General features: G+C 74.2%; 12 protein-coding genes. 7 read left to right on the forward strand and 5 right to left on the reverse strand.

All coding sequences use genetic code 11. From position 1 onward, the window contains the following. The first annotated feature begins 46 nt into the window (after nt 1-46). The gene (locus WMF11_RS40625; protein WP_437974603.1) at nt 47-1,111 is read left to right on the forward strand and encodes a hypothetical protein; all 1,065 of its coding nucleotides are present in this window, start codon (nt 47-49) and stop codon (nt 1,109-1,111) included. Nucleotides 1,112-1,143: 32 nt separating this feature from the next. Then, nucleotides 1,144-2,556 (forward strand): DUF4331 domain-containing protein, encoded by a 1,413-nt coding sequence (locus WMF11_RS40630; RefSeq protein WP_437974604.1) that lies wholly within the window; start codon nt 1,144-1,146, stop codon nt 2,554-2,556. A gap of 34 nt (nt 2,557-2,590) precedes the next feature. Here WMF11_RS40630 and WMF11_RS40635 read toward each other — a convergent pair whose 3' ends face one another. Continuing rightward, the gene (locus tag WMF11_RS40635; protein WP_437974605.1) at nt 2,591-3,616 is read right to left on the reverse strand and encodes a hypothetical protein; all 1,026 of its coding nucleotides are present in this window, start codon (nt 3,614-3,616) and stop codon (nt 2,591-2,593) included. Between the two features lie 179 nt (nt 3,617-3,795). Here WMF11_RS40635 and WMF11_RS40640 point away from each other — a divergent pair, with 179 nt between their 5' ends. After that, on the forward strand, nt 3,796-5,157 hold the full coding sequence (locus WMF11_RS40640) for a tetratricopeptide repeat protein (RefSeq protein WP_437974606.1): 1,362 nt from the start codon (nt 3,796-3,798) through the stop codon (nt 5,155-5,157). Between the two features lie 99 nt (nt 5,158-5,256). Here WMF11_RS40640 and WMF11_RS40645 read toward each other — a convergent pair whose 3' ends face one another. Then, a complete protein-coding gene (locus WMF11_RS40645; protein ID WP_437904494.1) occupies nt 5,257-5,715 on the reverse strand; it encodes a hypothetical protein in 459 nt (152 codons plus the stop codon). A gap of 14 nt (nt 5,716-5,729) precedes the next feature. Between WMF11_RS40645 and WMF11_RS40650 the strand changes: the two genes are divergently transcribed. Then, a complete protein-coding gene (locus WMF11_RS40650) occupies nt 5,730-6,794 on the forward strand; it encodes an endonuclease/exonuclease/phosphatase family protein (protein ID WP_437974607.1) in 1,065 nt (354 codons plus the stop codon). Between the two features lie 53 nt (nt 6,795-6,847). Here the strand turns inward: WMF11_RS40650 and WMF11_RS40655 are convergent, their stop codons facing one another. The 3 genes from WMF11_RS40655 to WMF11_RS40665 form a co-directional block, all read right to left on the reverse strand. After that, nucleotides 6,848-7,561 carry a hypothetical protein gene (locus WMF11_RS40655; protein ID WP_437904495.1) on the reverse strand — a complete coding sequence of 238 codons (714 nt, stop codon included), beginning with the start codon at nt 7,559-7,561 and terminating at the stop codon, nt 6,848-6,850. A 189-nt stretch (nt 7,562-7,750) separates the two neighbouring features. After that, nucleotides 7,751-8,788 carry a polysaccharide deacetylase family protein gene (locus WMF11_RS40660; RefSeq protein ID WP_437545169.1) on the reverse strand — a complete coding sequence of 346 codons (1,038 nt, stop codon included), beginning with the start codon at nt 8,786-8,788 and terminating at the stop codon, nt 7,751-7,753. 996 nt (nt 8,789-9,784) lie between these two features. After that, on the reverse strand, nt 9,785-10,525 hold the full coding sequence (locus tag WMF11_RS40665) for a ComF family protein (protein ID WP_437974608.1): 741 nt from the start codon (nt 10,523-10,525) through the stop codon (nt 9,785-9,787). 153 nt (nt 10,526-10,678) lie between these two features. On the opposite strand from WMF11_RS40665, the gene WMF11_RS40670 reads away from it, so the two are divergent. The 3 genes from WMF11_RS40670 to WMF11_RS40680 all read left to right on the forward strand — a co-directional run bounded on the left by WMF11_RS40670 (nt 10,679) and on the right by WMF11_RS40680 (nt 16,149). Then, nucleotides 10,679-13,621 carry a GYF domain-containing protein gene (locus WMF11_RS40670; RefSeq protein ID WP_437974609.1) on the forward strand — a complete coding sequence of 981 codons (2,943 nt, stop codon included), beginning with the start codon at nt 10,679-10,681 and terminating at the stop codon, nt 13,619-13,621. Continuing rightward, the gene (locus WMF11_RS40675) at nt 13,612-14,460 is read left to right on the forward strand and encodes a hypothetical protein (RefSeq protein ID WP_437974610.1); all 849 of its coding nucleotides are present in this window, start codon (nt 13,612-13,614) and stop codon (nt 14,458-14,460) included. The genes WMF11_RS40670 and WMF11_RS40675 overlap by 10 nt, the downstream gene beginning before the upstream one ends. Before the next feature lie 219 nt (nt 14,461-14,679). Then, on the forward strand, nt 14,680-16,149 hold the full coding sequence (locus tag WMF11_RS40680) for an alginate export family protein (protein WP_437974611.1): 1,470 nt from the start codon (nt 14,680-14,682) through the stop codon (nt 16,147-16,149). Nucleotides 16,150-16,197: the final 48 nt, after the last annotated feature.

Here is a 16,197-nt window from a genome sequence, read left to right on the forward strand (position 1 = left end):
GCCGCGCGGGCCGAGCGCACGAACGGCGCCCTCGGGAGGAGCAGGCATGACGGAAGCCAGGGGGGACTTCCGGCGAAGCGCCGGTGTGCTGTGCGCTGTCGCGTGGCTCGCGGCCGCCGCGAGCCACCCGGGCTGCAGCCGCGCGGAGGATCCGCCCGGACGGACCAGCGCGGGCTCCACCGGCGGAGCGCCAGGCACGACCGCGGCGAGCGGAACGGGAGGCGGGGGCGGCGCGGGGGGGGATGCTCCCTATGCGGCTTTGCCGCTCGTCCCGGCGATCGCGTTCGACGCGACGCCGGATGTCGCCGGGGCTTACGTGTACTTCACCGCTCTTGGCGCGGACGGCAGGGCCGGGGTCTTCAGGATCGGCGCGCAAGGCGGCGCGGGCGCCGCCGAGATCGCGGCCGGTCCGCCGCTCGTGGCGCCGCTCGGGATCGCGACGAGCGCGGACGGCGGTCGCGTCTTCGTGGCCGACCCAGGCGCGGGCGACCCGGCGCTCGACGACGCGGGCGCGCTCTTCGCGATCGATCTGCCCGGCGGCGCCGTCGCCCCGATCGAGGGCGGCGAGGGGCTGCGCGCGCGCGGCCTCGAGGTCGCCCGCGGCGCGGACAACGAGGAGCGGATCATCTTCTCGGGGCGCGATCGCGACGATGGCGAGCCCGGCGTGTTCTCGCTGCCGGCGCGCGGCGGCGAGGCGTCGGCGCTCGCCAAGGGGAGCCCGCTCGTCGATCCGAGCGGGATCGCGGTCGCCGGCCGGGGCGATGTCTTCGTGTGCGACACCCTCGCGAGCCCCGACAAGACGGCGACCGTCTTCAGGATCGAGGACGGCTTCGTGAGCCCGTTCGCGACCGGGCTGCACGTCGGTACTCCGTGCGGCATCGCGCTGACGCGCGACGACGCGGCGCTGCTCGTGCTCACGCGCGACCCGACCCGAGGCGCCGACGAGGTCGTGTGGATCGAGGTGGCGTCCGGAGCGCGCTCGGCGACGGCCGCCGGCGCGCCTGGCCACGACGAGCCCGGGGGGCTGCACCGGGCGAGGGGCGCCGACGTCTTCGCGTTCGTCGATCACAGCGCCCAGAAGCAAGGCTCGGTGTTCCTGCTCAGGCAATGAGCCGCAGAGGAGCGATGGAAGGACCCGCACGCATGATCCACCGACCGTCGCGCGCCGTCGCCGTCTTCACGGCGTCCGTCGCGCTGAGCGCGCCCAGCCTCGCCGCAGCGTCGAGCCACCGCGAGGCGCCGGCCATCGCGAGGGATCCGGCCGCCGACAACACCGACCTGTACGCGTGGGTGGAAGGCGGCAACCTCGTGATCCTCGCGAGCTACATTCCGCTCGAGGAGCCCGCCAGCGGGCCGAACTTCCACGGCTTCTCGGACGACGTGCTCTACGAGGTGCACATCGCGCGCGGGCCGTCGAGCCTCGAGGACGCGCTGACCTATCAGTTCCGGTTCTCGACAAGGCCGTACGTGGCGGCGGATCCGGCGGGGCTCACGCCGGCGCCGAGCGGCGGCAACGAGTTCTTCTCGCAGCTCGCCGGCGGGGAGCAGACGTACTCCGTGACGAAGATCGAGGGCGGCGCGTCGACCGTGCTCCTGAGGGACGCCCCGGTCGCGCCGCCGAACATCGGGAGGAGGACGAACCAGCTCGCCTACCGGATCACCGGCGGCGGCTACCCGGCCTTCGCGACGTCCTCGAAGTTCCTCAAGCAGATGGCGGGCGGCGCGGGGCGCGCCTGGGCCGGGCCGCGCGACGACGGGTTCTACGCGGATCTCGGCCGCGCGTCCGATCTGGCGGGGTTGTGCCCGCTCCTCGCGGCGCCGAACCCGTCGTGCACCGCGCGCGACAACCTCGCTGGCTTCAACGTCCACACGCTCGCGCTCGAGCTCCCGCTCGCCGCGGTCAACGGCGGCGCGGAGCCGACGCCGGGGCCGAGCGACCGGCAGACGCTCGGCGTCTGGGCCTCCGCGAGCCGCCGCAAGGTGCGGATCCTGCGCGCGAACGGCAAGGAAGATGGCCTCGGTCCCTGGGTCCAGGTGTCGCGCGTCGGCCTGCCGCTGATCAACACCTGGATCATCGGCCTGCAGGACAAGGACAAGTACAACCGCGCGCACCCGCGCGACGATCTCGCCAACTTCGGAGCCTACTTCCTGAACCCGATCCTGGTGCGGGACGCCGAGTTCGCCGGGCTCTACCAGGCAGGCCAGCCGCTCGCGGCCTTCGATCCCGAGGCGCTGAAGCAGAGCCGGAGCGACCTCATCGACGCCTTCAACCTGAAGCCCGCGAGCCTCGGAGGGCACAGCCTGGAGACCGTCGGCGACGTGCTCCGGATCGATCTGGGCATGCCGTCGGGCTTCCCGAACGGCCGCGCGCTGGTCCCCGGCGCGGATCACGAGCAGACCGACGTCACCGACGCGCTGCTCACGCTCGTCCTGACCGGCGCGCTCGGCGCGACGGCGGGCGACGGCGTGGGCGCGAACGACGCGCGGTTCCTCCCGGCCTTCCCTTACCTCGCGACGGCCTGGGAGGGCGCGACCCAGGGCCACTTCCGGCCCTGAGCGGCCCGGCGTGGCGCAGCGCGCAGCTCGCCTGTCACGGCGCAGCGCACCGCATCCCGCACACGCCGCCCGCGGCGCCCCCGCGCCCTCGTCGAACACACGCGGCGCGGCACTCGCCGTCGCGCGTGCAGGCCTCGCCCTCGGCCTTCGGCGCCGCGCAGCGCCCGTCCACGCAGCGCGCGCCGGCCGCGCAGAGCCCGCCAAGGCAGGCGGCGCCGGCGGAGGGCAGCGCCGCCTCGCTGCAGCGCGCGTCGACGCAGCGGCGGCCCCGCCCGCAGGCCGCGTGGGCCTCGCAGCGGCCGCCGAGCGGGACGTCGTCCGCGCACGCGCGCCCGGCGCAGTGGCCGCGGCACTCGGGGTGCGCCTCGGCGTAGCGCGTCTGCCGGGTGACCGCGGCCAGCGCGTCGACCGAGAGGCCGCAGGGCCCCGCGGCGCGCGGGGCGCGGCAGGTGCCCGCGTCGGTGGGGCCGGCGCCTTCGCAGCGCAGCCCGCCCGCGCACTCGAGCGACGACCGGCACCGGGCCCCCTCGTCGAGCGCGCCCAGCACGATCCCCTCGCACGCTGGCGGGACCGGGGCGGCGAGCGGAGAGACCCAGTCGCACCCATCGAGCGACCGTTCCATCGCCTCGACGCAGCGGCCCACATCGTCGGTCGATAGCTTCACCGCCCGCGCGCGCACCGCGACGCTCAGGGCGCGCACGCACTCGGCGGCGGCCTGGAAGCCCGCGGCGCCGCCGCAGCACGCCGCCTTGCGCCGCGCGGGCAATGCGTGAAGCGCGTCGCACAGCCGGGCCGCGAGCGGCTCCGGCGCGCCCTCGGCCTTCCCGTAGACGGGGGTGATCTCGTCGCCCGGCAGGTTCTCCGCGGGCCCTGCCGGCGAGGGCGCCGCGGTCGCGCCCGCCTCCGGCGAGGGCGCCGCGTCCGCGTCCGCCCCTGGCGACGGCGTCGCGGTCGCGCCCGCCTCCGGCGAGGTGCGGCGAGCACACGCGGCGCAGAGGTGCACGATCAGCGCCGCGGCGCAGAGCCGCTGCAGGCGGTGGCCATCCGTCTGGACAGGCAATGCGATCTCCTCCGCGCTGCGCGCTGCTGGTCGATCGAACGATGCGCTGGAGCGGCGAGCTTGCCGGCGCAGGCCGGCGAGGCAAGCTCTTTCGCGATCGGCTCGAGCCTGTGACGCCCCCGGGAGAGCCACGGCGCGCCCAGGGCGGAGCTCCGGCGCGAGGGGAGGTCAGCGCTCCGATGCTGCGACGAACGGGTTGCCTCTTCGCCTGCGCTGCCCTGAGCGGAAGCCTCGGTTGCACCGAGCGCCCGCGCGCCGAGGCCGTCCCGGCCGCGACGGCGTCGACCGGGCGCCCCGCCGAGGCGCCGGCGCCCTCTAGCCTCGACGCGGCGCGCGCGCTCGCGCTCGCGGCCCCGGCGGGCGCGAGCGCCGTCGATCGCGAGATCGAGGCGCTATCCCGGCGTATCGCGAAGGCGCCCGACGGCGCGGATCTCTGGAGCGCGCTCGGCCACGCGTGGCTACGAAAGGCGCGCGCCTCGGGCGATCCGTCGCTCTACGGCCGGGCTCACGCGTGCGCGGAGGCCGGGCTCGCGCTGGCCGCAGGGGATCGCGCGTCGCTCAACCTGCTCGGCCTCGCGCTGATCCACGAGCGCAGGTTCACCGAGGCGCGCGACGCGGCGGAGCGGGTCCTCTCGCGGGACGAGGGCGACGCGCTCGCGCTCGGGACGCTCAGCGACGCCGCCCTCGCGCTCGGCGCCTTCCAGGTCGCGGCGCACGCCGCGCAGCGGATGGTCGACCAGCGGCCCGGCCTGCCGTCCTACGCGCGGGCCGCACACCTCCGGTGGCTCCAGGGCGACGCGGCGACGGCGAAGCGGATCATCCGCCTCGCGATCGACGCCGGCGACCCGGGCGAACCCGAGGCGCTCGCGTGGACCCTGACCCAGGCGGCCATGATGTTCTGGCACGAGGGCGACCACGAGGGCGCAGACCTGGGCTTCGAGCGGGCGCTCGCCGCGCAGGCCGGGTATCCGCCGGCGCTCGCCGGCAGGGCGCGCGTCGCGCTGGCCCGCGGCGCGTGGGGCCGCGCCGTCGAGCTCCTCGAGCGGGCCCACCAGCAGCGCCCGGACGCGGAGACCGCGTGGCTGCTCGGCGACGCCAGGATGGCTGCAGGCGACCACGCCGGCGCAGCGCGAGCCTACGCCGGAGCGGTCGACGCGGGGCAGCGGTCGGACCGGCGGACCCTCGCGCTGTACTACGCGACCAAGGGCCTGGAGCGCGACGAGGCGCTCCGCCTCGCCGACGCGGAGCGCGCCGTCCGCGCAGACATCTACACCGAGGACATTCACGCCTGGGCGCTGTACCGCGCGGGCAAGCTGGCCGAAGCGCGCGCGGCCAGCGACAGGGCGCTGGCGCTCGGCACGAGGGACGCGCGCTTGCTCTACCACGCCGGGGCGATCCGGATCGCCCTGGGGGACCTGGCGCGAGGCGAGCGGCTCGTGCGGGACGCGCTCGATCTGAACCCCGGGTTCGACATGACAGGGGCCGCCGAGGCCGAGCAGCTCCTCGCGCGTCGCAAGGCCCCCCGCGGCCCGGCGCGCTGACGGCTCTGAAGGAGCAGCGCGGGAGGCGCGCTGAGGGTGAGCACGCGAGGCGTGCCGTGTTGTGAAAGCTCGGGAGTCCGGCCGAGGGGGCACTCGACCTCAGGTGTCGTATTTCACGGTCGACGGGACCACCAGCGGTGGAGGGGCGATCGCAGGTTGTGACGGCGCAGGGGCGGGCTCATCGGTGGGGTCCGATCCTGGCTGGCTCTTCGGTGGCTGGCCGTGGAGCTCCCGCAGCCGGGCGGGCGCGGGCTCGATCGCTGTCGGGGCCTCATCTCCTCCCGTCTCCCCCGCCGCGACGGGGGGCACGCTCACCGCGGGCGGCGGCGGGACGAACATCCTCGGCACCTGGATGGAGCGGGCGATCGACGCGACCTCCGGGAAGCTCATGGCCATCCGCTCGACAAACGCCGCACGGGCCGCATCATCGGGGGCGCTCGCCGAGGCCTTCGCGACCCGCAGGGCCGACCAGAGCTCGTAATACCAGGCGGAGAGGGAGGCATGCGCTTCCAGCAGGTCACGAATGGTATCCTCGGAAACGATGACGTTCTTGCCCATGGGCGAGAGGATACATGACCGAGCGACGCCTCCCACCTCGTTCGAGCGGCACAACACCTGAGGAGCGGGCACCGGACCCGACCTCGACGCGCGCGGCGCCCGGCGCTCTCCGCGGCCACGGGACGCCGCGCGACGACGCCACGGCGCTCAGGATCGTCACCTATAACGTCCGCTACTTCGGGCACGGCTTGCGGGGCATCGCCTCGACGAGCGCCGCCATCACCCGGATCGCGACGACGCTCGCGCGGATGTCCCCGCTGCCCGATCTCGTGTGCCTCCAGGAGGTCGAGACCCAGTCGCTGAGGTCCTCGACGATGAACCCGCGCTGGCACCCGGAAGAGACCCAGCTCGATCGCCTGATGACGGAGCTGCACGCGGCGCTGGCGCAGACAGAGCGGCGCGAGCGCTACGTCGCCTACTACTTCCCCGCGCACACCTACAGGCTTACCTCGCGGACGAACATCTACACGACCGGGCTCGCGGTGCTCGCGCGCGACACATTCCACATCGGACACCACAACGCGGAGCGCCCGCACGACATCACCCATCGGCGGGGGGTCAAGAGCCTGAAGCAGACGCGCATCTGCGCGCACGTGTCGTTCGAGCACGAGAGCGGGCAGAGCTTCGATGTGTTCAACACCCACCTCAGCCTGCCGAGCGTGTTCTCGCGGGAGTTCTGGACAGGCGAGGCGCGGATGGGGTTCGGGCCCAATCAGATCGAGGAGGCGAGGGTGCTCGCCGACTTCGTCCGCCGCGAGCGCCGGAGCGACAATTTCGTGGTGGTCGGCGATTTCAACTCGCTGCCAGGCTCGCCGGTCGATCGCTTCCTGCGCGAGGAGATCGGCTTCGTGGACGCGTTCGCGAAGGTCCGCTGCCTCTCCGAGACCGAGGCGCGCGCCTTCCCGACGGCCGGCTTCATGAACCTCCGCATGCACCTCGACCACGTCTACTCGTCCGAGCGCCTCCAGTGGCTGGACTTCACGGGCACGCACCCGTTCGGGCACAAGGGCGCGTTCGCGGGGCTATCCGATCATGTCCCCCTGATCGCGCGCTGCCGCCTGCCGGGCTCCGCCGGCTGACCGCCCCGCAGCGCCGCCGCTCTGGGCGCGGCGGAGCGCCGCGCGGCGGCCCTTCACCCCGGCAGCCAGAGCAGGTCGTCCATGATGGGCTCGAGGCACGCGGAGATCTGGGGGCCGAGATCGGCGCCGCACGCGAGCTTGCCGAAGCAGGCGCGGACCTCGTGCCGGCCGCGGCTGTTCATCGCGCCGATGGCTCGCTCGAGCTGCGGGCCGAGGCCGTCCTCCAGGCTCTGCCGGCAGGTGTCGTAATCGAGGTCTCCGCACCCCGCGAGGCGGCCGCAGAGGACGGCCATGTACGGCGCCAGGTCGGCGCGCGGGAGCGTGGTGGCCGTCATGGCCTCGGAGCCGCAGCGGCTCACCTCCTCCGCATAGGCGGCGGTGAAGGGATCGCCCTCGAAGCGCCGCAGCGCTGCCAGCGAGCACTCCGAGGTCGCGCGGAGCATCTTCGGCGAGGCCATCGTCGTCATCTGCGTGCATTGCTCGAACTTCGGCCAGCCCTTCGCCTGCTCGGTGGCCCGCTGGTAGAGCGCCTCGAGGTACACGCACCAGGCGCGCTGGGCCTCGCGCTGCTCGCGCTGCTCGACGCTGGCCCCCCGCGCGCCCTGCCCGTCGGGCGATGCCTGCGCGGGTCGCGCGGGCGCCTTCGCGGAGGCGGCGGGCGCCGACGCGCCGCCGCATCCCGACGCGAGGGCCGCGGAGATCAGCGAGGCTGCGCCGAGCATGGAGGCGGCGGCGCGGAAGCTGCGTTCATGGATTGTGCCTTTCACGGGAGCCCCCCTTCGTCGAACAGGCTGCGCAGCAGCTTTCCTGGCCCATCGAGGCCACGCGCGTGCAGAACCGGCCCAGCGACGTGCACGTGCACAGCCCAGGCCACACGCGCGCCGGCCGAGGCGGCGTCGAGCGAGCGGAGGCGCTCGGGGCGCGCGGCGGCGGAGCGGCGCGCGGTCTTTGCTCGATCAGCGGCCGGACCGGGAGCCGGGCCGCTGGCCGATGAGCAGCTTGAGCTTGAAGAGCGCGCCGATCTGCCCGCGGTCCATGGCGATGCGCGGGAAATTCAGGGGGTCGAAGGACGAGAGCATGCAAAGGCCGGAGTTGTTGGTGAAGCCGATCTCGAAGCCGGCCTCCTTCACGGCGCGATGGAACGCGCCGCACAGGCTGTATCCGACGGGGTACGCGACCGCGTGCACGGCCTCGTTCAGGGCGTCGGAGAGCACGCGCCGGGAGCGCGCAAGATCGCGAGTGGCCTCTTCCGGCGAGAGCGTCTGGAGGACACGATGGCTGTGCGAGTGCGACTGCACGTCCATGCCCGCCCGGCGCAGCGCCCCGATGTGGTTCCAGTCCATGATCGTCCTGGTCGCGAGCGCGCGCTCCTCGCCGAGGTCGATCGACACCCCCGTGGCGCGCTCGATCTCGTCCCAGAGGCGCCCGATGTCGACGCCGGAGGTGCGCTTGATGGTCTGGCAGACGAGCATCGCCGCCGCGATCGGGTCGCGCAGCGGCTCGAGCACGAGGGTCGCTGGGTAGGCGATCTCGACGCGCGCCCGACGGCACCGGTGCATGAGGAGCGCGACGCGATCCCACCAGAAGAGGCGGCCCCTGTCGGGGTACCCGGTGGCGATGAAGAACGTGGCCGTGACCCCCGCGCGCTCGAGGAGGGGCAACGCGACGTCGTGGTTGTCACGGTAGCCGTCGTCGAACGCGACCATGACGGGGTTCGGCGGGAGCTTCCGCCCCTTCGCGAGGAGCCGCACGTCCCGGAGGGACACCACGGTGCCGTGCGTCTTGATGACCGCGAGCTGCTCCTCGAACTCGCGCGCGCTCACCTCGGCGACCCCGGGATCGAGCTCGTCCACCTCCGAGACTTCCGCGATGCGGTGGTAGGTGAACACGGAGAGCACGGGCAGCCGAAGCTTCGCGCGCAGCCAGAGGAAGCGATCCAGGAGCCCGAGGGTGTCGAGCACCCCGGCGGCGAGCACACGACGACCGCGCGGCAACCTCCTGCGAATCCACGTCAGTGGATGTGCGACGACGTACACGGATGTATTCCAGCACACATCCGACGTTGGTGCTTGCTCTCGAGAGCGGCTCCGACGGCGAAGCTCCTGCGCTTCCGGCGGGTGGGCCGCCGACCGGGGAATCCGGGGCGGCAGCGATCCCGCTAAAGTGGCGCCCGATGTTCTCGACGGACGCCCCTCAACCTGGGTCGGACGCCCCCCAACCTGGGTCGGACGCCCCCCAACCTGGGTCGGACGTACCTCAACCTGGGTCGACGGGCGTGGACGTACCTCAACCTGGGTCGGGCGATGGCCCCCCCTCGAAGCCGCCCTCGCCCCAGCCTGGTTCGGTCTCGCCTCAACCTGAGTCAGTCGCGGCGCCTCTGTCGAAGCCGCTCTCGCCGCTCGGCACCGCCGGAGTTGCGCTGGCGACAGCAACCATCCTGTTTGCGCTGGGGGTGTATACCGTCGAGACGAGCCTGCCCGAACTGGCGGCACGCAGCCGAGCACCTCGACCGGCGATCGTGACCACCGGCGGTCCTGTAAGCATCACCGCTGTGGCTTCAAAGCAAGCAGCCGTCCCCATGCAGCTGGCGAGCGCGACCGAGGCCACGGCACAGCCGACGCCGACCGCATCCCCGACGCCACGTGCTGAGGCTGCGCCACCGCCAGTACCGCCAAGCACCGAGGCCGCGGCACCTCCAGCACCATCAGCCATCGAGGCCGCGGCACCTCCAGCACCATCAGCCACCGAGACGGCAGCCCTTCAACAACAGACATCCGTCGACGCTGCAGCGACGACTCCGCCGACCCCGCGAAAGGGCCACGGCCTGCTCAAGCTCAACTCCTCCCAGAATGCGACCGTCTACGTGACGGGCGTGCCGGTGGGACCCAGCGAGCGACCCGTCGAGGTGCGTTGCGGGCGCTTTTTCGTTCGACTCGGCGAGCCGACGCGCGACGGCACGCGATGGCTCACCGAGGGCAGGACCGTCCGCGTCAAGTGCGGTGTGCTGACGGAGGTGAGCTTCTGAGCTCGTCCGCCCCGCTCTCGGCCGTCGCGAGGACGAGGTAGATCACCGAAACGGCGCCCGCGCCGAGGAGCGCATCTCGACACGCCTCGAGCGTGGCCCCCGTGGTCGCCACGTCGTCGATGAGCGCGACCCTCCGGCGCTGGACGCGCTCGGGCGCGTGCACGCGAAACGCACCTGCCACGTTCTGCAGGCGGAGATCGCGCGGGAGCTGCGCCTGCTGCGCGGTGGGACGGACACGGCAGAGGGCCCGTGGGGCGAAGGACACCGCGAGTCCGTCAGCGACGTGCGCGGCCAGCAGGGCGGCCTGGTTGTACCCGCGCTCGGCGAGACGACGCGGATGCAGCGGCACCGGGACAACGAGGTCGACGCGCACGTCCGCATCGCGCGCCGCGCAGAGCATCAACCGGCCGAGCGGCCGCGCGAGATCCGGACGATCTCCGTACTTGAAGCGCCGGATACCTTCCGCAACCGCCCCGCCAAACGGAGCGAACGCGACGAGAGGTGCTCCCGCAGCGGCGCGCGTGCCCGCGCCTCCTCGCGGCGCCCCCCCTGCGTAAGGCACGGAGGTCCGCGCGCAATCGGCGCAGAACACCGAGGCACAGGCGATCGGGGTGTCACAGCCCGCACAGGCCGGCGGGCTGAGCGTGTGCGCAGCGGCGGCGACCACGGAGCGGACTGCGGCGACGAGGGCGCTGGAAAGGCTCATGAGCTACCAGCGCGATCTTCGTCGTGAGTGGACGTGCGGTTGCGTGGGCGCACGAAAGAAGATCTCTTTGCAAACGACGCGCGGTACGATCGCGATCATCGTGGTTCACGTCCTGAAATTCCGGCGCTCTACCAGCTGGCGGAGGGGCCCCCGTTGAGCGCGTGGAGATGGACGGATGAGCGTGGCGTCCAGCGGAGCCTGGGCACCGCCGAGCTGCGCAGCGCGCTGGCTGCCGGGATCATTCCAGGCTCCACGCTCGTCTGGCGCAAGGGCATGGACGCCTGGGCGCCCGCGTCCAGGCAGCCGGAGCTCGCCGACGCCGCCCAGCTCCGGCGCAAGCCCGAGGCGCGCACCGCTGCGCCCGAGGGGCCGGCCGCCGGGGTTGAAGAGGCCGCTCGCGAGGACGGCGCGGCGCTGGAGCTCGAGCTCATCGAGGATCTGGGTGCAGCGCCCGCCCGCAGCGGGCAGCCCGTCGGCCCGGCGCCCACGGAGAGGTCCTCGAACGGGCGGAGGCCCGCGGCGCCGCACGCGAGCCGGGCGACAACGCGACCGAAGCCGCCTCCCCTGCCGCCGCGCAAGCGAGAGTCCATGAGGACGCTCACAGGCGTCGAGGCGCCGGCAGACGCGCCGGCCAGCGGACAGAGCGCGCCGATCGTCGTGCCAGCCGCGGGCGGGACGTTCGATGCGGGGGTCGCCCGCGCGATCACCCAGCTCCCCCGTTACGACGGCCCCTCGCCCGGCGACCAGGGACCGACCGAGATCCCGCGCGCGCCGAAGCTCCCCTCGGGGGCGGAGGAACCCGAGGAGACCTCCGCGGGTCAGCGCCCTGCCGCAGACGCAGGCAGCGCCGCGGGAGGCGCCGGCGCGACGGCGGACGGCGATGAGCCGGCGCCGCCGAGGCGCGCGGCGGGCGCGGCCGCGCCCAGCAGCCCGGGAACGGCGCCGAGAGCCGCGGGCGGTACGACGTCGCGCGCGGAGGCGAGACCACCCCGGCCGCCGCCTCTCCCCGTCGATCGCGACGCGAAGCTGGCGGGCGCTGCACCGCAGAACGATGGGCGCGGCGGAGCGACGACCGGCGCGGATCAGGGCGCCGGCAAGCCTCTTTCGGCGGGGCCACCGGCGCCGTCGAGCCCCGGTCGCGCCACGAAGCGCCCCGCGCTCACGGGGAAGCGTTCCGTGCCGCCACCTCCAGTTCCGGTCCGGTTCCCCGCGGTCGCCGGGAAGCGGCCTGCAGGCCCGCGCGCGCCTGACGCGTCGGATCAGACGGCGGCCGGCGCAAAGGCTCTCGTCCGTCTCGGAGCGCTCCCCGCGCCGCCGCCGCGCCCCCCTGCGGACGCGCCCCGCGCCACGCCCTTGATCGCAGCGCCCCCCGCGCCGTCGGCCCCGCTGGCGACGCCGACCTTGCCCCTCGCTGCGCCGGCCCCGCCGGCCGAAGCGGCGCCTGTCACGGTCGCCGGCCCCGCGGCGATGGCGTCGCCTGGCTCTCGCCCTGCGAGCCCAGCGACGTCCGCCGACGGTCCCTCGCCCCGCAGCGCCGAGGACACGCCGGCCGCCGACGGCCGCGATCCCGCGGCGAGCCGCGATCGCGGCGACGCCCCGGAGCCCTCCACCACGGTGCTGCGCCGCGAGAGCCCGGAGCTCCCCACGCCGCCCGTGCCCAGCGAGACGAAGCGCTCTCCTCTGGCCGCCGAGGCGCCGATGGGGCGCCGCGAGTATGCGACGATCCCGTCGGTCGGCGTCGGATCGAGCGCGTCGCAGGGGCACCCGGCGATGCGCTCGTGGCCGGGGCTGCCGAACCCGCAGCGCAGCGCGACGGCTGCCGACGCGCTGCAGGCCTCGGGCCAGCGATCGGATCGGGGCTCTGTCCCCGGATCGGGCAACGGCCCGCCAGGGCTCAACCCGCGCGCGCTCGCGGCGCGACGCGGTGACGGCAAGGGGCTCTCTGCAGCGGTGACCGTACCGGTCTCGTCGCTCGTCGGCCTCTGCGGGGCGGCGCTGCTCATGAGCGTCGTCGCCTTCTTCGCGGGCCGCCGCTCCGTCACGACCGCGCGCCAGTCGCCGGTCGGGACGGCGCGCACGACGCTCGGCGCAGCGCAGGACGCCGCGCGCTCGGCGATCCCCGTCCCGCCGAAGCCTTGCTGGGTGGCGCGTCAGCCCCAGCCATGGGCGCCGCTCGTTGCGAAGAGCATCCCCTTCGAGGTCACGGCGACGAAGGGCGGCAAGCTCGTGGTGGGGTACGCGAAGAGCCCCATGGAGGCCGTCGGCCTCGAGATCGATCCCGCGACCGGGGAGCGAAGCGAGCGGTTCTCGAACCGAGAGGCCGCCGACATCGTGAGCATCTCGCCGGTCGAGGAGCGCTTCACCGTCCTCACGGCAGCGCAGCAGGCCATCCGCTCTCCCGTCAGCGTGCCGGGGCCGAGGTCGTTCGTCGTCGGTCTGGCGGACGGCGCTCTGGTGGCGGCCGATGCTCCCGACGCCGCCCCCTCCCCGCTCTGGCCGGTGCAAGGGGATGAGCCGCTCGAGGCGCCGCGCGCGCTCGCGGCCGGCGCCAGCGGCTACGCCGTCGCGTTCCGCCGCGAGAAGGCCGTGTGGGCAGGCTGGCTCGACGCCGAGCGCAAGCCCGTCGGCGAGCTCACCCGGGTGATCGGCTCCGGAGGCTCGATCGGCAAGCCATCGCTCGGATGGAACGAGCGCGCGCTCGCCGTCGTCTTTGCCGATCGGCCAGCGGACGGGCGATGGGAGATCCGCGCCGGGCAGGCCGCTCCGGGCACCATCCCCAGGTCGACCCAGGTGATCCCGCTCCCTTCCGGCGGCCCCGGGGGGGACGCCTTCGCGCCGGATATCGCGGGGCTCGGCGATGGACGCTGGCTCCTCGTGTGGACCGAGGGCCCGCCGGGGAGCCGCGCCATGCGCGCGCAGACCCTGGCCGCCAACTTCTCCCCCATCGGGGATCCGATCGCGCTCTCGCCGCCGGCCGGGAACTTCGGGCAAGGCGTGCTCGGCGTATCGTCGCGCTCGGGTTACGTGGGCGTGGTGTTCCTCTCGAAGCCTGCCGCGAGCTACGAGCTCTGGGGGGTCATCCTCCAATGCGGGTGACGAGGCCGCCGGGCCGCGCGAGCCGGCTCCGCGTGGCGGCGCTCGCGCTGCTGCTGGTCGCGCCGCACGCGCCCCTGCTCGCCGCGTGCACCGCGCAGGTCTCGCTGCTCGATCAGGGACAGGCCCTGCGCACGGGCAAGCAGCCCTACGACGAGTTCTTCGAGGCCACCCGGGCGCTCCGCGACGAGTCGCTGAAGGCCGAGGAGCTCTCGAACGCAGCGCCGGCCGAGCTGTCGCGCGCGCTGGGGCTCGATCCGAAATCGGACAGCAAGGCGGCGCTCGAAGCGGCGCGCGCGCGCGCGGCGGAGCTCCGCGCGGCGGGCGTGCTGCTCCAGGTCGAGCTCGTGCCAGAGGCGCGGATCGCGAGCGCCCGAGGCGGGCGCTCGCTGGACGCGGAGGACAGGGACACCATCGCGGCGTTCGAGGCGTCCTTGAAGAGCTCCCTCGCGACGTCGAAGCAGCTCGGCGAGCTCTCGAACCGCGCCGCGGAGCTCGAGAAGAAGCGGGCGTCGCTTTCGGCCACGTGGGCAGAGGCGCTCGCGGACGATCCGCAGCGTCGCGAGGTGAAGCACGAGCTCGCGGCGGCCGAACGCGTGATCGCGGAGGCGGGCGCGGCCGCGGATCGACATGCCGGCAGGGCGTCGAAGCTCGCGCTCGATCTGGTGCTCGCCGTCGATTCGGGCGACGCTCCGGCGCGGCGGGGCGCGGCGAGCCGACCGCCGACGAGGCAACCCGCCGCGAGCGTGAAGGCGCCGCCGCGGCGCGGGAGCAGCACGGGGGCCGCCCCGAAGCCGCCGAAGCCACCGACGTCGCACGGCGAGGACGATTTCGATCCCTGACATCGTCGGCATCGCGCACCGCGCACGCCGCACGGCGCGCGCTGGCCCCGCTGGACGCCGGGGCCGCCGGGGAGGAGCGGAGCCGCTTCCCCACTTGTCCGACGCGCATCGAGACGCCTATCCTCGCGCGAGCGATCCAGGAGCGCGGCCCGCCTGAACGCCGCGGCCCTGGCCGCACATGTGCAGTTCGACGCCCCCGCGCTCCGGCCCTCCTCGCTGATGATCCGATCCCTGCCGTTCGCCTCCATCGCTCTGGGATCGGCGCTCCTCGCGCTCACGTTCGCGCCCAGGAGGGCGGCGGCGCAGGCGTCGCCGCAGTCGGAGGGCTTGGCCGTCGGCGGGTTCACGTTCCGCCCCTCGGTGGAGCTCCGGCTCCGCGGAGAGTTCCGCCGGTACCCGGTCGACACGGGCGGCGACGTCTACAGCTCGAACGCGGTGCTCGCCGAGGGCTTCGGAGGCGCGCTGCCGCCGCTCAGCGACACGGGCAACGTCGTCAAGACACAGTGGTTCTTCGCCCAGCGCGCGCGCCTCGGGCTGAGCGTCGAGCGCGGCCCCGTCACGGGCGTCGTCACGCTGCAGGACGCGCGCCTCTGGGGGAACGACGACGCGATCTTCGTCGGGCCGGGCGAGCCGGCCCTCCCGGAGACGGCGCCGTACGAGGCGTACATCGATCTGCGCGCGCGCTCGGGACGCCGCGCCTTCATCCGGCTGGGCCGGCAGCGGATCGCGTGGGGGGATGGCCGCCTCGTCGGAGCGGACGACGAGACGCTCACCGGGCGATCGCTCGACGCGGTGCGCGCAGGGCTGCAGCTCGGCAACGTCGACCTCGAGGCGATGGCCGTGCTCCTCGCCGCGCCGGGAGGCGCTCCGCCCGAGGTGGCGGGGACGCGCAAGCCCATCGCCGCCGGGACAGGGTCCCAGCTCTACGGCCTGAACGCGATCTGGCGGCTCGCTCCCCTGCTCCACCTCGAGGCCACGGCGCTCGCGCGCATCACCCGGGAGCCGCGCCCGGCCTGGCTCACGCCCGGCGACACCGTCGTCCTCGACGCGCGCGTCTCCGGCGACCGCCGGGGCTTTCGTTACGCGATCGAGGGGGCGTACGAGCTCGGTCGTGTGGCAACGTTCGCGGCCGACCGCGCTCTCGGCGCGTTCGCGGCCGCAGCGCGGGCAGAGCTCGAGACAGCGCTCCCCGCCCACCTCACCTTCAGCGCCCGCGGCGCTTACGCGACGGGCGACGACGGCACGCTCGCGGTGGGCGAGACGCAACGCCGCTTCGATCCGATCCTGCCCGACGCGCAGAACAACCACGGCCGCATGGGGCTCTACGCGTGGTCCAACGTGATCGAGGGGGGCGGAAGCGTCCGCGCCTCGCCCTTCGACCCGCTGACCGTCGCCGCCGGATACACGTTCGTCGGCCTCGCCTCTCCGACAGGCAGGTGGGTGACAGCGCGCCTCCTCCCTGTCGGCGCCGCCAGCGACAACGAGAGCCGGACGCTGGGCCACGAGATCGACGTCTCGCTCGCCTTGCAGCCGTGGGAGCCGCTGCGCCTCGCGCTCGGCTACGGCCTGTTCATCTTCGGTGACGGCGCCCAGGCGATCTTCACGAAGGCGAACCGCGCGCACGACGACGGCCGCCCGGCGGATCTGCAGCAGTGGGCGTTCCTGCAGGCAACGCTGACCGCCCCCTGAGGCGATCCCGGGAGCGCGCGCCGCTTTTCTGCTGGGGAAGGGAATCGA

The sequence above is a fragment of the Sorangium sp. So ce295 genome (assembly GCF_051527405.1).
Taxonomy (GTDB): Bacteria; Myxococcota_A; Polyangia; order Polyangiales; family Polyangiaceae; genus Sorangium; species Sorangium cellulosum_B.

Excerpts from the sequence above, each read along its gene's own strand:
- WMF11_RS40625 (WP_437974603.1), top strand. The coding sequence starts at position 47 with ATGACGGAAGCCAGGGGGGACTTCCGGCGAAGCGCCGGTGTGCTGTGC.
- WMF11_RS40675 (WP_437974610.1), top strand. The coding sequence starts at position 13,612 with ATGCGGGTGACGAGGCCGCCGGGCCGCGCGAGCCGGCTCCGCGTGGCG.
- WMF11_RS40680 (WP_437974611.1), top strand. The coding sequence starts at position 14,680 with ATGATCCGATCCCTGCCGTTCGCCTCCATCGCTCTGGGATCGGCGCTC.
- WMF11_RS40650 (WP_437974607.1), top strand. The coding sequence starts at position 5,730 with ATGACCGAGCGACGCCTCCCACCTCGTTCGAGCGGCACAACACCTGAG.
- WMF11_RS40645 (WP_437904494.1), bottom strand. The coding sequence starts at position 5,715 with ATGGGCAAGAACGTCATCGTTTCCGAGGATACCATTCGTGACCTGCTG.
- WMF11_RS40630 (WP_437974604.1), top strand. The coding sequence starts at position 1,144 with ATGATCCACCGACCGTCGCGCGCCGTCGCCGTCTTCACGGCGTCCGTC.
- WMF11_RS40640 (WP_437974606.1), top strand. The coding sequence starts at position 3,796 with ATGCTGCGACGAACGGGTTGCCTCTTCGCCTGCGCTGCCCTGAGCGGA.
- WMF11_RS40665 (WP_437974608.1), bottom strand. The coding sequence starts at position 10,525 with ATGAGCCTTTCCAGCGCCCTCGTCGCCGCAGTCCGCTCCGTGGTCGCC.